Origin of the sequence: Streptomyces phaeochromogenes (genome assembly GCF_001418655.1) — a bacterium.
Taxonomy (GTDB): Bacteria; Actinomycetota; Actinomycetes; order Streptomycetales; family Streptomycetaceae; genus Streptomyces; species Streptomyces phaeochromogenes.
Genome location: NZ_LIQZ01000233.1, coordinates 1 through 20,977 on the forward strand (window position 1 = coordinate 1; position 20,977 = coordinate 20,977).

The window sequence follows — 20,977 nt, forward strand, 5'->3', positions numbered from 1 at the left end:
GGGTGGGGGGTGACACGGCCCGCGCCCGGCGATGGCTTTGCCCGAGCGCTCCTGGATGGAGGGGCGGGTGCTCTGTCGGCTTGTGGGCAGGGGGAGTTGAGCGGTTCCGCTCAGTGACTGGAACCACACTCACAGCAAGAGGCAGAGGATGTAAATCTCAACCCATTCACCGATTCGGTGGACTGACCCTTTGAGCAGTGCAGACTTTGGGCGAGCCATCGAGGAGTGATTCGTGGGACTGCGCACCATCATCAGCGAACGCCAGCGCCGACTCGGCTTCGAACTCAAACAACTGCGCGAACAAGCAGGATTGAGTGCTGGAGAGGGCGCCGAGCGCATCGGCATGAGCCGGGCCCAGCTGAGCCACATCGAGCTCGGCCGCACATCGATCCTGACTGAGCGACTGCTGAATTTGTGCCGCGCTTACGGTTGCACAGACAAGCCCTACATTGACGAACTGGTGTCCATGTCTGAGGCGACTGGCAAAGGATGGTGGAGCGCGCACAAGAAGCGCCGAGGCCTGGACGCGCTCAATACGGCCGAGTTGGAGGCGGATTGCGCGACCCTTCGGATGCATCAGTCACTGTTCATCCCGGGGCTCTTCCAGACAGCCGATTACACCCGAGCCATCTTCGCCAGCCCCGGACTCGGCTTCGAACGCAGGGAAGGCGCCGTGGAGTTCCGCATGGAGCGACAGCAGGTACTCACCCGCGACACTCCACCCTCAGTGCATGCAGTAATCCACGAGTCCGCCCTGCACATGCGGTTCGGCGGAGCCAAAGTAGCCCGCGAACAACTGCTGCGCCTCATCGAACTCGCGGGCCTGCCCCACGTCACCATCCAGGTCTATCCGTTCAGCGCCCAGGCGTACGCGGCTCTCAGCGGAAACTTCGTCCACGTCATCCCAGGACTCCCGGAGCTGGGCACCGTCGTCCTCGAAAAGCCCGTTGGACTCCAGTACTTGAGCGACAGGGCAAGCCTGGAGCGGTACGAGAAGCTTTTCCGTCATCTCGCCGAGAACGCCCTGGCTCCTATCGACGTATCGTTGGCCCCCGATGCACACTCCGTAAAGGACTCGCTGGCTCTCATCCAGCACGTTCTCTACACCCTCTAGGGAGGCCTTGATGCCCGAACTGAACTGGCAGAAGTCGACGTTCAGCGGTGGCCCCGAAGGCGAGTGTCTCTACATAGCCACCGCCCCCGACGGAACCCTCCGCCTCCGCGAGAGCGACACCCCCGACGTCACCCTCGCCACCGCCCCGCAGGGCCTCGCGGGACTCCTGCACCACGTCCGCACCGCCGCGACAGGACAGGCTCCCGCGCAGTCCCATGACTGACGAGGCCTGTTCCCCCGCGCAGCGGCGGCCGGAAGGGGCCCTTATGCCTGAACTCAACTGGCAGAAGTCGACGTTCAGCGGCGGCCCGCAGGGTGAGTGTCTCTGCATAGCCACCGCCCCCGACGGAACCCTCCGCCTCCGCGAGAGCGACACCCCCGGCGTCATCCTCGCCACCGCCCCGCAGGGCCTCGCCGGGCTTCTGCACCACATCCGTAGCCGTACCGCCGAGCGCGCGCCTCACGACTCCTGATGGCGGGCGAAGCCTTCCGGCATCCGCGGCTCGCTGCGCTCTACGACCCGCTCGATCCCGATCGGAGCGACCTCGACGCGTACGTCCGCATCGCTGAGGAGTTCGGGGCGCGGCGCGTGCTGGACATCGGCTGTGGGACAGGTGTGTTCGCGTTGCTGCTCGCCGATCGTGGGATCGAGGTCGTCGGTGTCGATCCGGCGCAGGCGTCTCTCGACGTGGCCCGGGGCAAGCCCGGCAGCGAAAGGGTGCGCTGGATCCACGGTGACGCCACCACCCTCCCGCCACTCCAGGCCGACCTCGCGACCATGACGGCGAACGCCGCCCAGGAGCTGGCCGATCCGGAGATGTGGCGGAAGACCCTGCGGGGCGCCTACGAAGCCCTGCGGCCCGGTGGGCGGTTCGTCTTCGAGACGCGGGATCCGGCCCGGCGCGCCTGGGAGGAGTGGAACCGCGAGGCCTCGTACGGGGTTACGGAGCTCCCGGGTGTCGGCGCGATCGAGGGCTGGGACGACCTGGTCGAGGTCGACGGGCCACTGGTGACGTTCCGCCACACCTTTGTGTTCGCCGCGGACGGGGAGGTACTCACCTCGGAATCGACCCTGCGTTTCCGTGAGCGGGACGAGATCGAGGCGGACCTGGCCGCGCAGGGGTACGTCGTGGAGGACGTCCGCGACGCCCCCGACCGCCCGGGCCGGGAGTTCGTCTTCGTCGCGCTACGGCCGGGGGACGGGCATCCCTGATTCCCCACCACCATTGATGCACCTAATACCCGGCCACTCACGAGAGGCTGCCGACCCCGACCCACTCCCGCAGCAACCCCTCCCGCTCCGCCGCTCGCGGCGACCCGTCCTCCTGCGCCCGGCCCCACTGCGCCATGGCGGCCAGCGTCGCGCGCAGGGTGGCCTCGCCCGCCGTCAGGTGGGACAGGAGGGACAGCGAGAGGTCGTACTCCTCCTGGGAGTAGCTGGAAGCCGCCGCGTACACGGTCAAGTCGGTGGTCCCGTCGGCCGTTTCGACGAGGACGCTCATCATCGGCGGCGCATCGGTCTCGCCGAAGCTCGTCACGGTCAGCACCATGTCCACCATCACGCTGATCCGACGCTTGAGGTTTTTCAGCGGGACATCCTCGACGGTCAGCCCACGCACCTCGTCCCACGGCCACAGGTCCGAGCTGCCGTCACCGAGCGACACGACCCCCTCCGGCGTCAGCCGCACCCCCGGGGCGTGCCCGGACGGCTTCGCCCCCACATACACATCGCCCTCGGCGATCCAGAACAGCCCCACCATGGCCATGGGCAAGCTCCATTCCCCCCGTGAATCCAACGTTCAGCAGACCCATACAACCAACCCCCGTGTCCGCAGGTCTCGTTCGTCGACGGTTTCCTCCTGCCACCGACGAACAACATCGAGGAACGCATGAACCCACTCAGACGTTCCACTCTCGCCACCCGAGCACTCGGCGGCGCCACCTGGGCATGCGCCGCCTTGGCCCTGGTGCTCGTCCTGGTGCGGGACGACGCGCCGGTGCCGCGTACGGACCTCCTCGTGACGCTCGGGCTCGCGGTCGTCGCCGCGGCGGGGTGGGCGCTCGCATGGCGTACGGCGCCCGTGGTCGAGCCGGCGTCAGGACGGGAGCCGGAAGCGGCGCCCCCTGGTCGACTCCCCCTCCCCAAGCGGGACTTGGGCACGGTCGCCGGGTTTCTCCTGTTCCTCCTGACTCCGTTCTCGATGCTCCAGCTCTCCCTGGGCCCCGGTGACGGAGGCCTGTTCAGCGGGCTCCTGGCGCTCTTCCTCGTCGTCGTGACGGTGAACGCGGCGGCCATGGCCCGCCGGCGGACGAGCCAGGCCCCCACCCTGCGGAAGCTGCGTGTGCTGGCCGAGGACGCGGCACACGGCGAGGTGTACGCGGTCCGGGTGAGGGCCGGGGAACCGGTGAGGCTGCGCTTCAGTGAACGCGGCGACAAACCCGGCACGGTGGACGTCTCGTACTGGCACTGGATCGTGCTGCGGGACGGCACCCACGAGATCCGGCTGTCCGCGCCGCGCGAGGACTTGGCACGGGCGGCCGTACGGCTCGGCGGGCAGGACGGGTGGCTGTGCCTGCCCAAGCGCTGGAAGCTGATCGACGAGGAGCTGCCGGCCGCGTTCGTCGCGGACAGCGGCGAGGCCGTTCCGGGCCTCGTCGCACCGGAGGACGTCCGCACGTACCTCACCCGGGACCTTCACCCGACCGCGGCCGACCGCGCGGCACGCCGGGTGCCGTCGACCGCCAAGTTCCGCGCCCCGGTCCATCTGCCGATGCTCGGCGGCGCCTGCCTGGCCGCCCTGCTCGTCCTGCCCGTGCTGCTCGTCGGCGAGGACGTGCCCGCGCCGCTGGCCTGGCTCCTGTGCCTGCTCGCGACGGCCTCGGCCATGGCAGGCGCCGTGCGCGGGGTCGGCCTCGGCGCGACGCGCGCGATCCTGGGCGATGTCTCCTGGAGAGAACAGGACGATGCGGATCCGTCCATCGCGTAGGTCGGCGCGGGCGTCCGGACGCCCACCACACCGGCCGAGTGAGCTGAGACCGTCCGACCACGCGAAGGGGCCCGGAGGTTCGGTCGAACCTCCGGGCCCCTTCACATGTGCTGACCTGCGCGCGTCGGTCGGTCGGTGTCAGTCCGACTGCTGTCTCTTGGGGCGCCACACCACCAGCGCGCTCGTCTGCTGGACCTCCTGGTACGGGACCAGGTCGCGGCGGTACGAGGCGTGGACGGCGGCCTCGCGCTGCTGCATGGCCGCCGCCGCGCCGTCCAGGGCCGCTTCCATCTCCGCGACGCGGGACTGGAGCGCGGCGACCTGGTTCTCCAGCTCGATGATGCGCTTGATGCCGGCGAGGTTGATGCCCTCGTCCTGCGACAACTGCTGGACGGTGCGCAGCAGTTCGATGTCGCGGGCCGAGTAGCGCCGGCCGCGCCCGGCCGTGCGGTCGGGGGAGACCAGGCCGAGGCGGTCGTACTGGCGGAGGGTCTGCGGGTGCAGGCCGGAGAGCTGGGCGGCCACCGAGATGACGTACACCGGTGTTTCTTCCGTCAGCTCATATGCGGAATAAGAACTCTGTCGACGGCGTCCGGTTGCGTCCATGGTGTCCTCATGCTCCCTTCGCGGCCTGGAACAGCTCCGCCCGCGGGTCCTCGTCCGCGGTGGCCTCGCGATACGCCTCGAGCGCGTCACGAGCCTTCCCCGTCACGTCCGTGGGGACACTCACCTCGACGGTGACCAACAGGTCCCCGCGGGTGCCGTCCTTGCGGACCGCGCCCTTGCCACGGGCGCGCATCGTACGGCCGTTGGGTGTGCCCGGGGGCAGCTTCAGGGTGACCGGAGGTCCCCCGAGCGTGGGCACGCGGACCTCGCCGCCGAGCGCCGCCTCCGTGAAGGTGACGGGGACGGTGACGGTGAGGTTGTCGCCCTTGCGGCCGAAGACCGGGTGGGCGTCGACGTGCACGGTGACGTAGAGGTCACCCGCCGGTCCGCCGCGCTCGCCCGGGGCGCCCTTGCCGCGGAGCCGGATGCGCTGGCTGTCCGACACCCCGGCCGGGATACGGACCTGCATGGTGCGGGACGACTTGGCGCGTCCCGAGCCGTTGCAGACCAGGCACGCGTGCTCCGCGATCAGGCCGCGGCCCTTGCAGTCGGGGCACGGGTCGGTCAGCGAGAAGCCGCCGCCCGAGCCCCGCGCGACCTGGCCGGTGCCGACGCAGGTCGGGCACACGCGCGGTGTGCCGTTCTTGTCGCCGGTGCCCGAACAGGCCTTGCAGGGGGACTGCGAGGTCATGCGGAGGGGCACGGTCGCCCCGTCCACCGCCTCCGTGAAGCTGAGCGTGACCTCGGTGTCGATGTCCTGGCCGCGCCGCGGCTGCGTACGCGTGCCGGTGGTGGCGCCACCACGGTTGAACAGCCCGCCGAACACGTCACCGATACCGCCGCCGAAGCCGCCGGCGCCGCCCTGGCCGCCCGCTCCGCCCTGACCCGGGCCGCCCCCGAAGAGGTCACCCAGGTCGAAGTTGAAGTTGCCGCCTCCGGCGCCGGGTCCCGGCCGGAACCCGCCGTTGCCGAAGAGGGCGCGCGCCTCGTCGTACTCCTTGCGCTTCTTGGGGTCCCCGAGGATGTCGTTCGCCTCGGAGATCTCCTTGAAGCGGTCCTCGGCCTTCGCGTTCCCCTTGTTGGCGTCCGGGTGGTACTCGCGGGCGAGCTTCCGGTACGCCTTCTTGATCTCGGCCTCGGTGGCGTCCTTGGGGACGCCGAGGACCTTGTAGTAGTCCTTCTCGATGAAGTCCTTGGTGCTCATCCTCGACGCCCCTCCTTCCGTACGTCACCGTCACGTACGCGCTTGGTGTTCATGGTGCATACGGGCGCGCGTACGCCCTGTTTCACGTCAGCCCTCGTCCGGGCCACCGCTCTCCTTGTCGTCGGCCGCCTGGGTCCCGTCCGTCTCGTCGCCCTTGACCGTCTGCGCGCCCGGCTGGGGCTCGGCGACGGCCACCCGCGCGGGGCGGATGGTGCGCTCGCCGAAGCGATACCCCGGCTGCAGAATCGCCACGCACGTCGTCTCGGTGACGTCCGGTGCGTAACTGTGCATCAGGGCCTCGTGGATCGTCGGGTCGAAGGGCTCGCCCTCCTTGCCGAACTGCTGCAGACCCATCTTCGCCGCGACGGTCTCCAGCGACTCGGCCACCGACTTGAAGCCGCCGACCAGTTCGCTGTGGTCCCGCGCGCGGCCGATGTCGTCGAGCACGGGCAGGAGCTCGGTCAGGAGGTTCGCGATGGCGATCTCCTTGACCGCGATCCGGTCGCGCTCGACCCGGCGGCGGTAGTTCTGGTACTCGGCCTGGAGCCGCTGGACGTCCGCCGTGCGCTCGCCGAGCGCCGTGCGTACCTGGTCCAGCTGAGCGGTGAGGCCCGCGATCTGTGCTGCTGCTGCCGCGTCCCCGGCCTGGGCCGCCCCCTCCTCCACGGAGGGGGCGGTCTTCGGCTCGGCGTCTTCAGGGGTGGCGCCGGAGGGGACGTCGGGCTGCTCGTCGAAGCCCGGGGTCTCCTCTGTCACGCGGCACCGTCCTTGCGGTCACGGTCCTCGTCGACGATCTCGGCGTCCACGACGTCGTCGTCGGCGGCCTTGGCGCCCGCGCCCTCGTCGGCACCCGGGGCCTCGGCACCGGCGGCACCCTGCGAAGCCTGGGCGTCCGCGTACATCGCCTGGCCGAGCTTCTGGGAGACGGCGGCGACCTTCTCGGTGGCCGTACGGATCTCGGTGGTGTCCTCGCCCTTGAGCGCGGTCTTCAGCTCCTCGATGCTCGTCTCGACCTCGGTCTTGACGTCACCGGGGACCTTGTCCTCGTTGTCCTTGAGGAACTTCTCCGTCTGGTAGACGAGCTGCTCGCCCTGGTTGCGGGACTCGGCGGCCTCGCGGCGACGGTGGTCCTCGTCCGCGTACTGCTCGGCCTCCTGGCGCATGCGGTCGACCTCGTCCTTCGGCAGCGAGGAGCCGCCGGTGACGGTCATCTTCTGCTCCTTGCCCGTGCCCAGGTCCTTCGCGGTCACGTGCATGATGCCGTTGGCGTCGATGTCGAAGGCGACCTCGATCTGCGGGACCCCGCGCGGGGCCGGCGGCAGACCGGTCAGCTCGAACATCCCGAGCTTCTTGTTGTACGCCGCGATCTCGCGCTCGCCCTGGTAGACCTGGATCTGCACGGACGGCTGGTTGTCCTCGGCCGTCGTGAAGATCTCGGACCGCTTGGTCGGGATCGTGGTGTTGCGCTCGATGAGCTTGGTCATGATCCCTCCCTTGGTCTCGATACCGAGGGACAGCGGGGTCACGTCGAGGAGCAGGACGTCCTTGACCTCGCCCTTGAGGACACCGGCCTGGAGGGCGGCGCCGATGGCGACGACCTCGTCCGGGTTCACACCCTTGTTGGCGTCCTGGCCGCCGGTCAGTTCCTTGACGAGCTCGGCGACGGCGGGCATACGGGTGGAGCCACCGACGAGAACGACGTGGTCGATCTCGCTGAGCTGGATGCCCGCGTCCTTGATGACGTTGTGGAACGGCGTCTTGCAGCGCTCCAGAAGGTCAGCAGTGAGCTGCTGGAACTGGGCGCGCGTGAGCTTCTCGTCCAGGTGCAGCGGGCCCTCGGCGGACGCCGTGATGTAGGGCAGGTTGATCGAGGTCTCGGTGGACGAGGACAGCTCGATCTTGGCCTTCTCGGCGGCCTCGCGGAGGCGCTGGAGGGCCATCTTGTCCTTGCCCAGGTCCACGCCGTGGCCCGCGGAGAACTGCTTGACCAGGTAGTCCATGACGCGCTGGTCCCAGTCGTCACCACCGAGGTGGTTGTCGCCGTTCGTGGCCTTCACCTCGACGACGCCGTCACCGATCTCCAGGAGGGACACGTCGAAGGTGCCGCCACCGAGGTCGAAGACGAGGATCGTCTGGTCGTCCTTGTCGAGGCCGTACGCGAGAGCCGCCGCGGTGGGCTCGTTCACGATGCGCAGGACGTTCAGGCCCGCGATCTCGCCGGCCTCCTTCGTCGCCTGACGCTCGGAGTCGTTGAAGTACGCCGGGACGGTGATGACCGCGTCCGCGACCTTCTCGCCCAGGTACGCCTCGGCGTCGCGCTTCAGCTTCTGCAGGATGAAGGCGCTCATCTGCTGCGGGTTGAAGTTCTTACCGTCGAGCTCGATGGACCAGTCCGTGCCCATGTGACGCTTCACAGAGCGGATGGTCCGGTCCACGTTCGTGACCGCCTGGCGCTTGGCGACCTCTCCGACGAGCACCTCACCGTTCTTGGCGAAGGCGACGACGGACGGCGTGGTCCTGGCGCCCTCGGCGTTGGTGATGACGGTGGGCTCACCGCCCTCCAGAACGCTGACGACGGAGTTAGTCGTGCCCAGGTCGATGCCGACCGCACGTGCCATTTCAATTCCTCCAGCAATGACTTGAGTGGAACAGGCTCAAGTGTGCATGACGCTTGCCGCTCGGTCAACAGAGGTGAGTCGTGGGGGCTCAACTCTTATCTTGCCCTTACGCGCAATTAGGATCTGACCTGCGGGTCGGCTGATGGGTGCGGGCCTGCTGGTGCTGGTCGCGCAGTTCCCCGCGCCCCTGAAGGGGCACGCCTCCGCAGGGCTGGGACGCGAGGTGGAGGTCGGCACGACACCTGGTTCACTCAGGCAAGCCTCAGCGACGCAGATCACCGCACCCCTGACTACAGTGCGGACACAGGAGTGGGTAGTCTCAGAGGACTGCATAAGTTACCGCTTAGTAATCAATCTTCGGGGTACCGGGAGACCCGCCCCGAAGAGAACCTCGCAGGCCCGAGGAGTCCCGAAATGCAACTCGCCGCGATCATCGTGTCGCTGGTCCTGACCGTGGTCGGCGTTGCGCTCATCGCCCGAGCCGTCGCGCAGATCTACCGGTTCGTGAAGCTGGGCCAGCCGGTGCCGGCGGGCAGCCGCACCGACAACCCCAAGGCTCGCACGATCACCCTGGTGAAGGAATTCCTGGGTCACACCCGGATGAACCGCTGGGGCATCGTCGGCTTCGCCCACTGGTTCGTCGCGATCGGCTTCCTGACGCTGCCGCCGACCCTCGCGCAGGCGTACGGCCAGCTCTTCGAGGCGGACTGGGTGCTGCCCGTCATCGGCGGCTTCCTGCCGTTCGAGATGTACACCGAGTTCATCGGTGTGATGACGATCGTCGGCATCGTCGTGCTCATCGCGATCCGGCTGCTGAACCTGCCCTCCCGGGCCGGCCGCAAGTCCCGTTTCGCGGGCTCCAAGGCCTGGCAGGCGTACTTCGTCGAGTACGTCATCCTCACCATCGGCCTCGCCATCTACACGCTGCGCGGGCTTGAGGGCGCGATCCACCACGTCGAGCACTACGAGGCCGCGTACTTCGCCTCGTACCCCCTGGTCCTCGCCTTCAAGGGGCTCTCCCTCGGCGCGCTCCAGAACCTCGTCTACCTCGTCGCGATGATCAAGATCGGCACCTCGCTGATCTGGATGATCACCGTCGCGCTGAACACCAACATGGGTGTCGCCTGGCACCGCTTCCTCGGCTTCCCGAACATCTGGTTCAAGCGGAACGCCGAGGGCGGCACCGCGCTGGGCGCCCTGCTGCCGATGACGTCGGGCGGCGAGCCGATCGACTTCACCGACCCGGGCGACGACGACGTGTTCGGTGTCTCCCAGGTCGAGCAGTTCTCCTGGAAGGGCATCCTCGACTTCTCCACGTGCACCGAGTGCGGGCGCTGTCAGTCGCAGTGCCCCGCCTGGAACACCGGGAAGCCGCTCTCCCCGAAGCTGCTGATCATGTCGCTGCGGGACCACGCCCACGCCAAGGCCCCCTACCTGCTCGCCGGTGGCGGCAAGGACATGGAGGGCGAGGAGAAGGCGACCGCGGAGCAGCTCAAGGACGTGCCCGCCGCCGCCCTCGCCGAGGCCGAGCGGCCCCTCATCGGGACCCTCGAAGAGAACGGCGTCATCGACCCCGACGTGCTGTGGTCCTGCACCACCTGCGGCGCCTGTGTCGAGCAGTGCCCCGTCGACATCGAGCACATCGACCACATCGTCGACATGCGCCGCTACCAGGTGATGATCGAGAGCGCGTTCCCGTCCGAGGCGGGCACGATGCTCAAGAACCTGGAGAAGAAGGGCAACCCCTGGGGTCTGGCGAAGAAGCAGCGCCTGGAGTGGACCAAGGAGGTCGACTTCGAGATCCCGGTCGTCGGCAAGGACATCGAGGACCTGTCCGAGGTCGACTACCTGTACTGGGTCGGCTGCGCGGGTGCCCTTGAGGACCGCGCCAAGAAGACCACCAAGGCCTTCGCCGAGCTGCTGCACATCGCGGGCGTCAAGTTCGCGATCATGGGCGGCGACGAGAAGTGCACCGGTGACTCCGCCCGCCGCCTGGGCAACGAGCCCCTCTTCCAGGAGCTCGGCATGGAGAACGTCTCCGCGCTGAACATGGCGTTCGGCGAGGAGATGGACGACGAGGGCAACTTCACCGCCGAGTCGAAGAAGCCCAAGTCCGCGAAGAAGATCGTCGCGACCTGCCCGCACTGCCTCAACACCCTCGGCAACGAGTACCCGCAGCTCGGCGGCGACTACGAGGTCATCCACCACACCCAGCTGCTCCAGCACCTGATCGACGAGGGCAAGCTGATCCCGGTGACCCCGGTCGAGGGCCTCATCACCTACCACGACCCCTGCTACCTGGGCCGTCACAACAAGATCTACACGCCGCCGCGCGAGATCATGTCGGCCGTCCCGGGCCTGCGCCAGCAGGAGATGCACCGCCACAAGGAGCGCGGCTTCTGCTGCGGTGCCGGTGGCGCGCGGATGTGGATGGAGGAGCGGATCGGCAAGCGCATCAACAACGAGCGCGTCGACGAGGCACTCTCCCTCAACCCGGACATCGTCTCCACCGCCTGCCCGTTCTGCCTGGTCATGCTGACCGACTCGGTCAACGGCAAGAAGAACGACGGCAAGGCCAAGGAGTCCATCACGGTCGTCGACGTGGCCCAGCTGCTGCTCGACTCCGTGAAGACCCCGCTCGACGACGAGCCCCCGGCGGGCGAGACCGACTCGGAGAACACACCGGAGCCGCAGCCCGTGAAGTGACCTGAGCCCCGGCCGGTGATCCGGTCGGCGGCCTGACAGGCACATCCCCGTAACGAAGCACCCCATGTCCTGGTTCAGCGCCGGGACATGGGGTGTTGTCGTGCCGGGCTCAGGCGATCGGTGTCGTCTGGGCCAGGGCGATGCGCCAGTCGGCGCCCTCGCCGCGGGTCATGACATACGTCATCGCGCCGCGTGCGGGGAAGTCGGACGGGCCCTGTCCCTGTGCGTCCGGCCGTTCGTCGTGGACCGTCTTGGTCAGGCTCACGATGGCGACGTCGGGACGTACGAACCGGATGTCGTCGACCTCCAGCGTGGTCCTGACGTCCTTGAGCGGGGAGGCGAGCGCCGCGGTCATGGCCGACTCGAAGGCCTCCCGTCCGAAGACGCGCCGCCCGGCGAGGTTGATGAGCACCAGGTCGGAGGCGTGCAGGGCCGGCAGCACCTCCGGGTCGGTCTGGGCCTCCTGGCTGCGTGCGACGAGTTCGCGGATCAGCAGCTCGTCGGTGTGCTGGGCGGAGAGGGCGGGGCGAGCAGGGTCCTTGGCATTCGTGGCGTTCGTGGTGTCCATACGAGGAACGTAGAACCTCAACTTTGGTTCAGGTCAAGGGCGTTCACGGCGGAGACCTGGGGTCTTTGACAGGTACGCGATCCGTACTCCATCATCTCCATCATCAATCCACTAGTTCATTAGCTAAAGGGTGGTGATGGAAGTTGGAGTTCCGGATCGACAGGCGGAGCGGGGTGGCCGCCTATCAGCAGATCGTCCAGCAGACCAAGCAGGCCCTGCGCCTCGGCGTACTCGTGCCCGGGGACCAGTTGCCGACGGCCAAGGAGGTCGCGGCGACCTCCGCGGTCAACCCGAACACCACGCTCAAGGCCTACCGCGAGCTGGACCGGGAGGGCCTGGTCGAACTGCGGCCGGGTCTTGGCACCTTCGTCCGTCAGTCGCTGGCCCGTCCCCAGGCGGGGGCGGACTCACCGCTGCGGAGTGAGCTGGAGGCGTGGATGGACCGGGCCCACGAAGCGGGTCTGGAGCAGGAGGACGTGACAGCACTGGTCACGTCGGTCATGGAGGAGCGGTACGCCGCGACCAGGGCGACCGCCGGGCACGGGGGACACGGGGGGCACGGATGATGAGCAACGGGGCGGGTTACGGGGGACACGAGATATACGGGGGCCTCGCGGGCGAGTCCGCGATAGAGGCCCACTCGGTCGGCAGGAGGTACCGGCGGGGCTGGGCCCTGCGGGACTGCTCCTTCCGGCTGCCGGCCGGGCGGATCTGCGGTCTGGTGGGCCCCAACGGCGCGGGCAAGACCACGCTGATGTCCATCGCCGCCAACCTGCTGGAGCCGACCTCCGGCACCCTGCGGGTGTTCGGGGCGGCCCCGCAGTCCGCGGAGGCCGGCCGGCGTACGGCGTTCCTCGCGCAGGAGAAGCCGCTGTTCAAGCGCTTCACCGTCGCCGAGACCCTGCGCCTGGGCCGTGAACTGAACCCCGGCTGGGACCAGCGGGCCGCCGAGAACATCGTCCGCGCGGGCAACGTGCCGTTCGAGGCGAGGATCGGCACCCTCTCCGGCGGCCAGCGCACCCGCGTGGCCTTCGCCGTCGCCTTCGGCAAGCGCCCCGATCTGCTGCTCCTCGACGAGCCGATGTCCGACCTCGACCCGCTCGTGCGCCACGAGTTGATGAGCACCCTGCTGGCCGAGGCCGCCGAGCGCGGCACCACCGTGCTGATGTCCACCCACATGATCGCCGAGCTGGAGAACACCTGCGACTACCTGCTGGTCATCGCCGAAGGAGGGCTGCGGCTCGCCGGTGAGGTCGACGAACTCCGCACCGCCCACGCCGTGTTGACCGGGGTCCACTCCGACGGGCGGGCGCCCGCGGAGGTGGCGTACCACACGGTGGTCGAAACCCGTACCAGCGGACGGCAGTTCACCGCGCTGGTCCGCCCCGACGGGCCGGTCAACGGCGGCCCCTGGCAGGCGAGCACCCCGAACCTGGAGGAACTCCTGCTCGCCTATCTGCGCTCCCCCGAGGCACCGCCCCTGATCAGTCCCAGCTCCTACGTCGCCCCGCAGGCGGTGGCGGCATGAGCACGATGACCAGCACCGGAAGCACCGGCGGACCGGCCCCCGCCGAATCCGCCCACCCTCGGGCGGGCCGTGGCCGTGGCCTGCGGCTCAGCGGCATGAACTGGCTCGTCTGGCGTCAGCACCGGGCCGCGTACTGGACCCTGCTGGCCACCGCCGCGATCACCGTCGCGTTGATGCTCTACGGGCGCCAGCAGATGGTGACGTACCTCGACGGCTACGGCTGGCCGGACCTGAAGTCCGGCTGGGAGGAGAAGTTCAACCGGACGCCGCTCAGCATGGCCGGCCAACTGATCGGCTACGCGCCCATCCTGATCGGTGTCTTCGTGGGCGCGCCGCTGCTCGCCGGGGATCTGGAGGGCGGCACCGCCAAGCTGGTCAACGCGCAGTCCACCAGCCGCGTCCGCTGGCTCGCCACCAAGCTCGGGGTGACCGCACTCGTGGTCGCGGTGTCCACCGCGGCGGCCTCCGCCGTGTTCACCTGGTGGTGGTCGCCGGTCAAGTCGTCGCAGTACGCGCTGGACTGGTCCGACGGAAACGCCTTCGACAGCAGTGGACCCGTGCCCGTGGCGCTCAGCCTGTTCACCGTCGTCGGCGGCATCGCGATCGGCATGCTGCTGCGCCGGACCCTGCTGTCCATCGTCGTCACCTTCGGCTTCGCCGTCGTCGTGCAGATGGTGTGGTCGCACTTCCGGATGTCCCTCGGGGACGTCATCACCGTCACGACCGGCAACGGTGTCGGGGCAGACAACTTCCCGAAGCTGCCCGACGGCGCCTATGCCGTGGACCAGTCCTACCTCACCGCGTCCGGCGACCTCATCGGCTACGGCAGCTGCAACGAGGCGACGGACAAGGCCGCCAACGCCTGCCTGGAGAAGGCACAGGTCGTCGGCTGGAACGTCGAGTACATCCCGATCTCCCAGATGTCCTCCATGCAGTGGCTCGGCGCCTCGATCCTGCTGGCCCTGACCGCCGGCATCGCGGCGTTCGTCATCCTCTGGGGTCGTAAGCGCCTCGTCTGACCGAGCGCCACTGTCCGGCCGGGCGCCTCGTCCGGCCCGACCCCCTCGCAGTTCTCCTCTCTGTCCTTTTCTCAGTACGCGGCCGAGCGGCCACAGCGTCGCTCCGCCGCGCCCTGATGCTGCCCCGAGCCGGCGAACACATCGCCATGAACCATGTCGAAAGGCACGAGTTGAAGTCGCACAAGCACAGGAAACGAGCGGTCGTCACGGTCCCGTCGGCTGCCGCTCTCGCGGCGGCGCTCGGCGCCGGGCTGCTGGTGAGCACGTCCGGCGGCGCCCAGGCCGCCCCCGCCGAAGCCCCCCTCCCCGTCTCCGCCAGGACGGTCACGCTCGTGACCGGCGACAAGGTGGCCCTGGACGCCAAGGGCAAGGTCACCGGTGTGGTGGCCGCCGAGGGCCGCAAGGGGATCGGCTTCCGCGTCCAGCAGGCCGCCGGTCACGCGTACGTCGTGCCGCGCGACGCCGAGCCGCTGATCGCGAACGGCACGGTCGACCGGCGGCTGTTCGACGTGAAGCGGCTGGTCGGCGGGCACTACGACGACGCCCGCCGCTCCGACGTGCCGCTGATCGTCACGTACGACAAGGGCACGTCCCTGTCGGCCGGTACGTTCCGGAGTTCGGGCGCGACCGTCCGCCGGGATCTGCCGAGCATCAACGGCGACGCCGTACGGGCCCGCAAGTCCGAGGGCTCCGCGCTGTGGGAGACGCTCACCAGTGGCACCGGCTCCGCGAAGGTCAGGAAGATCTGGCTGGACGGGAAGGTGAAGGCCACCCTGGACAGGAGCGTGCCGCAGATCGGCGCACCCGCGGCCCACTCGGCGGGGTACGACGGCAAGGGCGTCAAGGTCGCCGTCCTCGACACCGGTATCGACGCGACGCATCCGGACCTGAAGGACCGTATCGACGCGGAGAAGAACTTCTCCGCCGCCGAGGACACCGTCGACCGCGCGGGGCACGGCACGCACGTGGCCTCGACGATCGCGGGCTCGGGGGCCGCGTCTCCCGCGGGCACCAAATACGCGGGGGTCGCGCCCGGCGCCCGGCTCCTGGTCGGCAAGGTACTCGACGACGAGGGCTCGGGCGACGACTCCGGTGTCATCGCCGGTATGCAGTGGGCCGTCGCGCAGTGTGCCCAGGTCGTCAACATGAGCCTGGGCGGCGAGGACAGGCCCGGTGTCGACCCCGTGGAACAGGCCGTCAACGACCTGTCAGCCAGCTCCGGCGCCCTGTTCGTGATAGCCGCCGGCAACGATGGTCCCAAGGAAGGCACCGTCGGCACGCCCGGCAGCGCCGCCGCCGCGCTCACCGTCGGTGCGGTCGACCGGCAGGACGCCATCGCCGAGTTCTCCAGCCGCGGTCCCACGACCGACGGCTCCCTCAAGCCCGACATCACCGCGCCGGGCGTGGACATCGTCGCCGCCAAGGCCGCCGCTGGCTTCATGGGCGACCCCGCCGCCGACGGCTACGTCTCCATGAGCGGTACGTCGATGGCGACCCCGCATGTGGCGGGCGCCGCCGCGATCCTGGCCCAGCAGCACCCGGACTGGACCGGCCCGCAGCTCAAGGCCGCCCTCACCGCCTCCGCGAAGCCGACCGCCGCCACCTCCGCGTACACGCAGGGCACCGGCCGGGTGGACGTCGCCGGGGCGATCACCCAGCAGCTCACCAGCAGCCCGACCTCGCTGGGCTTCGGGACACAGGAGTTCCCCCACACCGACGACCAGCCGGTCACCAAGGACGTCACGTACCGCAACGCGGGTACCGGGCCGGTCACCCTCGACCTGGCCACCGAGGCCTACGGCGACGACGGAAAGCCCGCGGCCGAGGGCCTGTTCACCGTCTCGCCGCAGCAACTCACCGTCCCGGCGGGCGGGGAGGCGACCGCCACCGTGACCGCCGACACCCGTGCGGGAACGGCCGACGGCAGCTTCGGCGGCTCGGTGACCGCCACCACCGCTGACGGCACCACCACCGCGCGCACCTCCCTCGGCGTCGTCCGCGAGGTCGAGTCGTACGACCTGACCATCAAGCACCTCGACCTCGAGGGCAAGGTCCCCGACGACGCCGAGACGGGTATCTACGGCCTGGACAACGACATCTGGACGGAGGTCGCCGACAAGAGGGACGGCGAGGTCACCATCCGTCTGCCGAAGGGCCGTTACGCCCTGGAAGGAAGGTTCTTCACCGGCAGTTCCGGACGGTCCGTGCTGCTGCACCCGAAGTTCGCGCTGACCAAGGACACGACCCTGGTCATGGACGCCCGGAAGACGAAGCCCGTCAAGGTCACCGTGCCGGACGGTGCGGCCAGGCCCGCGGGCGCGATGTTCTTCTTCCACGTCGACGTCAACAACAAGCGGTACACGTCTCTGTACGACGCCCCCTCCTTCGGCAGCATGCGCGTCGGACAGCTCGGCGCCCCGGTGCCGGCCGCCGAGGCGTCCGCGATGTACCACGGCATCTGGACCCACAAGGCCGTCAACTACCGGCTGGCCTGGAACCGTACGGGCGACCTGTCCGGCTTCACCAAGAACGTCAGGCGCTCGCAGCTCACCAAGGTCAAGGTCGTCGCCGGGGCGCCGGTGAAGGGCAAGACGGCGACCGTCTGGGCCGCGCCGCTGATGCCCGGCGGCTACTTCAACCTCTTCCAGACGCCGGGCCGTCTGCCGCTGACCGGCACCGACTACGTACTGCCCAACGGCATCAAGTGGTTCTACCAGGTCAGCCAGCTCGGCGCCCCCGACGAGGAGGGCGAGCCGACGTGGGAGAACACCCAGGTCGGCGCGCCCAGGGCGTACGCGGCGGGCAGGGAGTACACCCAGCGCTTCAACATCGGCGTCTTCGGCCCCTCCCTCCCCTCGGGTCCGCTCGCGCACGGCTTCGACCAGCCCGGCGCGCTCCGCGCCGGCGACACCTTCTCGGCGTACCTGCCGCTGTTCTCCGACAGCGGCGGCAACGTGGGCAACTCCGCCCACACGAAGGCCAGGAGCTCGCTCCACGCCGACGGCGAGGAGATCTTCGCGGTGGACGAGCCGCTGGACGGTGAGTCCCACACGGTCCCCGCCGGCCGGCGCAGCTACAAGCTCGACGTGGACGTCTCCCGCTCCCCGGCGCAGTCCGCCGTCAGCACCCGGGTCGCCGCGACCTGGACCTTCGCCTCGGCGCACGTCTCCGGTGACACGCCCGAGCGGCTTCCGCTGACGGTCGTCCGCTTCACTCCGAAGCTGACGACGGCCAGTACCGCCAAGGCCAGGACGACCCTCACCGTGCCCTTCAGCCTCCAGGGCGCGGCCACCGAGGTCGCCTCGCTGCGCAAGCTCGCCTTCGCCGTCTCCTACGACAACGGCAAGACCTGGAAGAAGACCAGCGCCGTGGACGGCAAGCACCTCAAGCTGCGCAGCCCGGCCAAGCCCGGCACGGTCTCACTGCGCGCCGCCCTCACCGACGCCGACGGCAACACCCTGAACCAGACGATCTACGGCGCCTACCGCACGACCAAGTAGGGCCCGCACGCCCTACGCCCGAGTGTCTTCGGGCGGGCCCGAGCGGGACCCGGCGTCCGTGAGCGCGGCGCCGAGTTCCGCTCTGCGGCGGATGCCCAACTTGCGGTAGGCACTGGTCAGATGGGTCTCGACGGTACGCCGGGCCAGGTGCAGCAGCTCCGCTATCTCCATGTTCGTACGGCTCTGCGCGGCGAGTTCCGCGATCCGGCGCTCGCTGGCGGTGAGCGAACCGGACCCCGTCCGTGCCGTCGCCGCGCGGCGGGCGCCGCCCTCGCGCAGGGCCGCTTCCGCGGATTCCCGCATCCGGACCGCGCCGAGGCGTTCGGCGCGTTCGGCCGCCTCCCGGAGCGCCTCGCGGGCCCGCGCCCGCTCCCCGACGGCGGTGAGCCGGCGCCCCTGTGCGATCAGCGCCGGGATCAGCTCCGTCTCGACCGGCTCTCCGCCCTGGGCCGCAATACCGTCACGGTCGGATGGCGCCTCGCGGGCCGATTCGCGGGTTGCCCCGCGGGTCGGCTCGCGGGTCCCGCCCGACGCCCCGTCGGCCCCCTGCCGCAGTATCCGTACCGCCCGGTCCGTCAGTTCGAGGCCGCGGCGGCCTCCGGTCGCCGTGCCGAGGGCTCGCAGGGCCCGGCCCAGCACACGGGGCGTGTTCCACACCGTGGCGAGGCGGAGTTCCTCCTCGGCCAGGGCCAGGGCCTGGCGGGGCCGGCCGAGCGCCAGATGGCACTCCGCCGAGGCGGTCCGCCAGGGGGTGACGACCGGGCTCACCACGTCCCGTGCCGACTGGTGGCGCCCGCACTCCAGGAAGTCGCCGAGCGCGCCCGCCGGATCGCCGGTGGCCGCGCGCAGGACGCCGCGCGCGTACAGGAAGCGGTTCAACTCCCAGGAGTCGTACGGGTTCTGCAGGTCGAAGCCGTCCGCGAGAGCTGTGGCCTCCTCCGTGCGGCCCGTCTCGACGAGCGCGATCAGCGCGTGGGCCTGCGCGTTGGCGGGATCCAGCCGGCCCACGACGGGGCTCAACACCACTGGATCGGCAAGCAGTTCGGCGTACGCGCCACGGGCGGCGGCGATGTCGACCCGTACGTTCAGCAGCGCCAGGTGCATCGGGTGCAGCAGGGACGAGCGCTGCCCGGCCAGGCCGCGCCGTACGAGCCGTTCGGCCTCGTCGAGCTGGTCGGCCCACTGGGCGACCGCGGCGGCCGTGCCCAGCAGGAACCCTTCCGCGAGCGGGTCGGCCGGCTGCGCCAGCAGGGCGCGGATCCGGCGCATCGCCGACGCCGCCGAGGTCAGCCCGGCCGTCGACTCGTACCGTACGAGCAGCGCCTGCCCTGCCGTGCCGACGAGTTGGGGCGAGCGTTCGGCGGTCTCACGCAGCCAGCGGTACACCTCCCGCCGGGTCCCCGGGTCGTGGTCGGACAGCAGCGCCGAGGCGGTCTGCACCGTGCGGACCAGGTCCGGATGGCCCGTCAGATGCTCGTTCTCCAGACCGCGCAGCACGTCGATCGCGACGCGCGCCTCGCCCTGCCGGGCCAGCGCCGTGCCCAGCGCGACCGCCGCGCGCACCCGGTCGCGCGGCAGACCCGGCAGTCGCATCGCCTCGGCGAGCCGCGGTATCCCGGCCGTCGACCGTACGGTGGCGTACTCCAGGGAGCCCAGTTCGGTGAGGACCACGCTCCGGCGGGCGTCCGGCATCGGCTCGTCGAGGGCGCGGCGCAGGAACGCCAGGGCATCGTCGCTGCGGTCGTCGCGGACGGCCAGGTCCGCGGCGTCCAGCAGGACACCCGTCGCCCATGCCTCGCCGACCGGGGCGGACCGCAGCAACTGCCCGGCCACCGCCTCGGCACGGTCACCGCGGCGCAGCATCGCCTCGGCCGCCCGGTGGTGCGCCGCCTGCCGCAGCGCGCCCGACCAGCTGCTCAGCACCGCGTCCCGCAGCAGCGGATGGGCATAGCGGGGCCGCCCGCCGGGGCCGGGGCGCAGCAGCCCGAGGCCCGTCATCGCGGTGAGCCAGCCCGGTACGCGGGCGGGGTCGGCGCCCGCCATCCTGGCCAGCAGCCCGGCGTCGGCGTCCCCGTGGCCGCCCCCGCCGCTCGCGCTGTCCCCCTCCTTCTCGTCAGCTTTCTCGTCGGCCTCCTCGTCGTCGTCCAGAGCGGCGAGCGCGCGGGCCACCTCGGTGGTCGTGGGCCCGGCGCTGTCCAGCCACCAGGACACGGCCGCCGCGTAGGAACCGGGGTAGAGCGCCGCGCAGTTGTCGGGCAGGGCCGCCGGGGCGTCCTCCGTGGCGGTGCCCCCGAGGTCGTCCAGCAGGGCACGCAGCAGCAGCGGGCTGCCCGCGCCCGCCCGTACGCAGTCGTCCACCCACTCGGCCGGTACGGGACGGCCGAGGGCCGAACGGACCAGCTCCGCCGCGGAGCCCGCGCTCAGCGGGGCCAGCGTGCGGGTGCGGACGAGGGCGGAGGAGAGCGCGTGCACCAGCCCGTCGGCCGGCGGATCGATGTCGTACTGGCTGCGCTCGGTCACCACCATCAGTACCGGTAATCGGTCGATCCGCCGCACCGCCTCGACCAGCCAGCGGCGCGAGGACTCGTCGGCGAGGTGCACGTCGTCCACGGCCACCAGGAGCGGCACGTCATCCGCGTACGAACGCAGCAGACGCCACAGCCGCGCGGGCCTGCCCCGGTGGGGCGGGGTGCCGGGCGGGTCCGGCTCCTCCCCCGCGGCCGAGTCGAACCCGGCTCCGTGCGCGAGGAGTTGGAAGACGGCGCCGAACGGTACGGAGGTGTGGTCCGGTGAGCAGCGGGCCCGCAGTACGCGCATGCCGGCGGCCTCCGCCTGCTCGGCGGCGGCCTCCAGGAGTGCGGTACGGCCGGTGCCGGTGGCGCCGCGCAGCAGGACGAGACGGCCGGCTCCGGCCCGGGCCCGCTCGGCCTCGGCGGCCACCAGCTCCAGTTCCTCCCGGCGTTCGCGCAGCGCTACGGACATCCCTGCCTCCCTCGTGGCCATGGTGGTGCGTTCCGCCCTGTGGGACGGTGTGGGAAGGGGCCCTCGTTGCGTGACAAGACCCACGAGCTACGAACGCGGTGCCGCCGATCTCGTGGTGTGTCTCGTGGTGCTCCACGATTGCCCC

Annotated in this window: 17 protein-coding genes; 10 read left to right on the forward strand and 7 right to left on the reverse strand. The window is 70.2% G+C overall.

What is annotated here, in order from left to right:
* The first annotated feature begins 232 nt into the window (after positions 1-232).
* Genes AOK17_RS28955 through AOK17_RS28970 form a run of 4 tightly spaced genes read left to right on the forward strand, consistent with a single transcriptional unit; the run spans position 233 to position 2,327 of the window.
* Positions 233-1,114, forward strand: coding sequence for a helix-turn-helix domain-containing protein (locus AOK17_RS28955; protein WP_055615515.1), 882 nt, complete (start codon positions 233-235; stop codon positions 1,112-1,114).
* A gap of 10 nt (positions 1,115-1,124) precedes the next feature.
* Positions 1,125-1,337, forward strand: coding sequence for a DUF397 domain-containing protein (locus AOK17_RS28960; protein ID WP_055615516.1), 213 nt, complete (start codon positions 1,125-1,127; stop codon positions 1,335-1,337).
* Positions 1,338-1,380: 43 nt separating this feature from the next.
* The gene (locus tag AOK17_RS28965; RefSeq protein ID WP_055615517.1) at positions 1,381-1,587 is read left to right on the forward strand and encodes a DUF397 domain-containing protein; all 207 of its coding nucleotides are present in this window, start codon (positions 1,381-1,383) and stop codon (positions 1,585-1,587) included.
* The gene (locus AOK17_RS28970; RefSeq protein ID WP_055615518.1) at positions 1,587-2,327 is read left to right on the forward strand and encodes a class I SAM-dependent methyltransferase; all 741 of its coding nucleotides are present in this window, start codon (positions 1,587-1,589) and stop codon (positions 2,325-2,327) included. Before AOK17_RS28965 ends, AOK17_RS28970 begins: the two co-directional genes overlap by 1 nt.
* Before the next feature lie 37 nt (positions 2,328-2,364).
* Here the strand turns inward: AOK17_RS28970 and AOK17_RS28975 are convergent, their stop codons facing one another.
* On the reverse strand, positions 2,365-2,880 hold the full coding sequence (locus tag AOK17_RS28975; RefSeq protein WP_055615519.1) for a hypothetical protein: 516 nt from the start codon (positions 2,878-2,880) through the stop codon (positions 2,365-2,367).
* 123 nt (positions 2,881-3,003) lie between these two features.
* Between AOK17_RS28975 and AOK17_RS28980 the strand changes: the two genes are divergently transcribed.
* The gene (locus AOK17_RS28980; protein ID WP_055615520.1) at positions 3,004-4,101 is read left to right on the forward strand and encodes a hypothetical protein; all 1,098 of its coding nucleotides are present in this window, start codon (positions 3,004-3,006) and stop codon (positions 4,099-4,101) included.
* A 138-nt stretch (positions 4,102-4,239) separates the two neighbouring features.
* Here AOK17_RS28980 and AOK17_RS28985 read toward each other — a convergent pair whose 3' ends face one another.
* From AOK17_RS28985 to dnaK, 4 genes are all read right to left on the reverse strand, one after another.
* On the reverse strand, positions 4,240-4,707 hold the full coding sequence (locus AOK17_RS28985; RefSeq protein WP_055615521.1) for a heat shock protein transcriptional repressor HspR: 468 nt from the start codon (positions 4,705-4,707) through the stop codon (positions 4,240-4,242).
* A gap of 7 nt (positions 4,708-4,714) precedes the next feature.
* Positions 4,715-5,911: a molecular chaperone DnaJ gene (gene dnaJ / locus AOK17_RS28990; protein WP_055615522.1), complete on the reverse strand. Its 1,197-nt coding sequence runs from the start codon at positions 5,909-5,911 to the stop codon at positions 4,715-4,717.
* An 87-nt stretch (positions 5,912-5,998) separates the two neighbouring features.
* Positions 5,999-6,667, reverse strand: a complete 669-nt coding sequence (grpE, locus tag AOK17_RS28995) for a nucleotide exchange factor GrpE (protein ID WP_055615523.1) — start codon at positions 6,665-6,667, stop codon at positions 5,999-6,001.
* Positions 6,664-8,529, reverse strand: a complete 1,866-nt coding sequence (gene dnaK, locus AOK17_RS29000; protein ID WP_055615524.1) for a molecular chaperone DnaK — start codon at positions 8,527-8,529, stop codon at positions 6,664-6,666. Before dnaK ends, grpE begins: the two co-directional genes overlap by 4 nt.
* 414 nt (positions 8,530-8,943) lie before the next feature.
* Between dnaK and AOK17_RS29005 the strand changes: the two genes are divergently transcribed.
* Positions 8,944-11,235, forward strand: a complete 2,292-nt coding sequence (locus AOK17_RS29005) for a (Fe-S)-binding protein (protein WP_055615525.1) — start codon at positions 8,944-8,946, stop codon at positions 11,233-11,235.
* Between the two features lie 109 nt (positions 11,236-11,344).
* On the opposite strand, the gene AOK17_RS29010 is transcribed toward AOK17_RS29005, so the two are convergent.
* Complete coding sequence (locus AOK17_RS29010; protein ID WP_055615526.1) at positions 11,345-11,803, reverse strand: SgcJ/EcaC family oxidoreductase; 459 nt, start codon at positions 11,801-11,803, stop codon at positions 11,345-11,347.
* A 143-nt stretch (positions 11,804-11,946) separates the two neighbouring features.
* Here AOK17_RS29010 and AOK17_RS29015 point away from each other — a divergent pair, with 143 nt between their 5' ends.
* The 4 genes from AOK17_RS29015 (at position 11,947) to AOK17_RS29030 (ending at position 17,850) form a co-directional block, all read left to right on the forward strand.
* Entirely contained in the window at positions 11,947-12,369 is a 423-nt protein-coding gene (locus AOK17_RS29015) for a GntR family transcriptional regulator (protein WP_055615527.1), read from the forward strand.
* Complete coding sequence (locus AOK17_RS29020) at positions 12,366-13,331, forward strand: ABC transporter ATP-binding protein (RefSeq protein ID WP_055615528.1); 966 nt, start codon at positions 12,366-12,368, stop codon at positions 13,329-13,331. Before AOK17_RS29015 ends, AOK17_RS29020 begins: the two co-directional genes overlap by 4 nt.
* Positions 13,328-14,350: an ABC transporter gene (locus tag AOK17_RS29025; RefSeq protein WP_055615529.1), complete on the forward strand. Its 1,023-nt coding sequence runs from the start codon at positions 13,328-13,330 to the stop codon at positions 14,348-14,350. Before AOK17_RS29020 ends, AOK17_RS29025 begins: the two co-directional genes overlap by 4 nt.
* A 116-nt stretch (positions 14,351-14,466) precedes the next feature.
* Positions 14,467-17,850 carry a S8 family peptidase gene (locus AOK17_RS29030; protein WP_055615530.1) on the forward strand — a complete coding sequence of 1,128 codons (3,384 nt, stop codon included), beginning with the start codon at positions 14,467-14,469 and terminating at the stop codon, positions 17,848-17,850.
* A 12-nt stretch (positions 17,851-17,862) separates the two neighbouring features.
* Here AOK17_RS29030 and AOK17_RS29035 read toward each other — a convergent pair whose 3' ends face one another.
* Entirely contained in the window at positions 17,863-20,832 is a 2,970-nt protein-coding gene (locus AOK17_RS29035; RefSeq protein WP_055615531.1) for a helix-turn-helix transcriptional regulator, read from the reverse strand.
* Positions 20,833-20,977: the final 145 nt, after the last annotated feature.

Excerpts from the sequence above, each read along its gene's own strand:
- AOK17_RS29035 (WP_055615531.1), bottom strand. The coding sequence starts at position 20,832 with ATGTCCGTAGCGCTGCGCGAACGCCGGGAGGAACTGGAGCTGGTGGCC.
- AOK17_RS28980 (WP_055615520.1), top strand. The coding sequence starts at position 3,004 with ATGAACCCACTCAGACGTTCCACTCTCGCCACCCGAGCACTCGGCGGC.
- AOK17_RS28970 (WP_055615518.1), top strand. The coding sequence starts at position 1,587 with ATGGCGGGCGAAGCCTTCCGGCATCCGCGGCTCGCTGCGCTCTACGAC.
- AOK17_RS29010 (WP_055615526.1), bottom strand. The coding sequence starts at position 11,803 with ATGGACACCACGAACGCCACGAATGCCAAGGACCCTGCTCGCCCCGCC.
- AOK17_RS29030 (WP_055615530.1), top strand. The coding sequence starts at position 14,467 with ATGCTGCCCCGAGCCGGCGAACACATCGCCATGAACCATGTCGAAAGG.
- AOK17_RS28975 (WP_055615519.1), bottom strand. The coding sequence starts at position 2,880 with ATGGCCATGGTGGGGCTGTTCTGGATCGCCGAGGGCGATGTGTATGTG.
- AOK17_RS28965 (WP_055615517.1), top strand. The coding sequence starts at position 1,381 with ATGCCTGAACTCAACTGGCAGAAGTCGACGTTCAGCGGCGGCCCGCAG.
- AOK17_RS28985 (WP_055615521.1), bottom strand. The coding sequence starts at position 4,707 with ATGGACGCAACCGGACGCCGTCGACAGAGTTCTTATTCCGCATATGAG.
- AOK17_RS29005 (WP_055615525.1), top strand. The coding sequence starts at position 8,944 with ATGCAACTCGCCGCGATCATCGTGTCGCTGGTCCTGACCGTGGTCGGC.
- dnaK (WP_055615524.1), bottom strand. The coding sequence starts at position 8,529 with ATGGCACGTGCGGTCGGCATCGACCTGGGCACGACTAACTCCGTCGTC.
- AOK17_RS29020 (WP_055615528.1), top strand. The coding sequence starts at position 12,366 with ATGATGAGCAACGGGGCGGGTTACGGGGGACACGAGATATACGGGGGC.
- AOK17_RS29025 (WP_055615529.1), top strand. The coding sequence starts at position 13,328 with ATGAGCACGATGACCAGCACCGGAAGCACCGGCGGACCGGCCCCCGCC.
- AOK17_RS28960 (WP_055615516.1), top strand. The coding sequence starts at position 1,125 with ATGCCCGAACTGAACTGGCAGAAGTCGACGTTCAGCGGTGGCCCCGAA.
- dnaJ (WP_055615522.1), bottom strand. The coding sequence starts at position 5,911 with ATGAGCACCAAGGACTTCATCGAGAAGGACTACTACAAGGTCCTCGGC.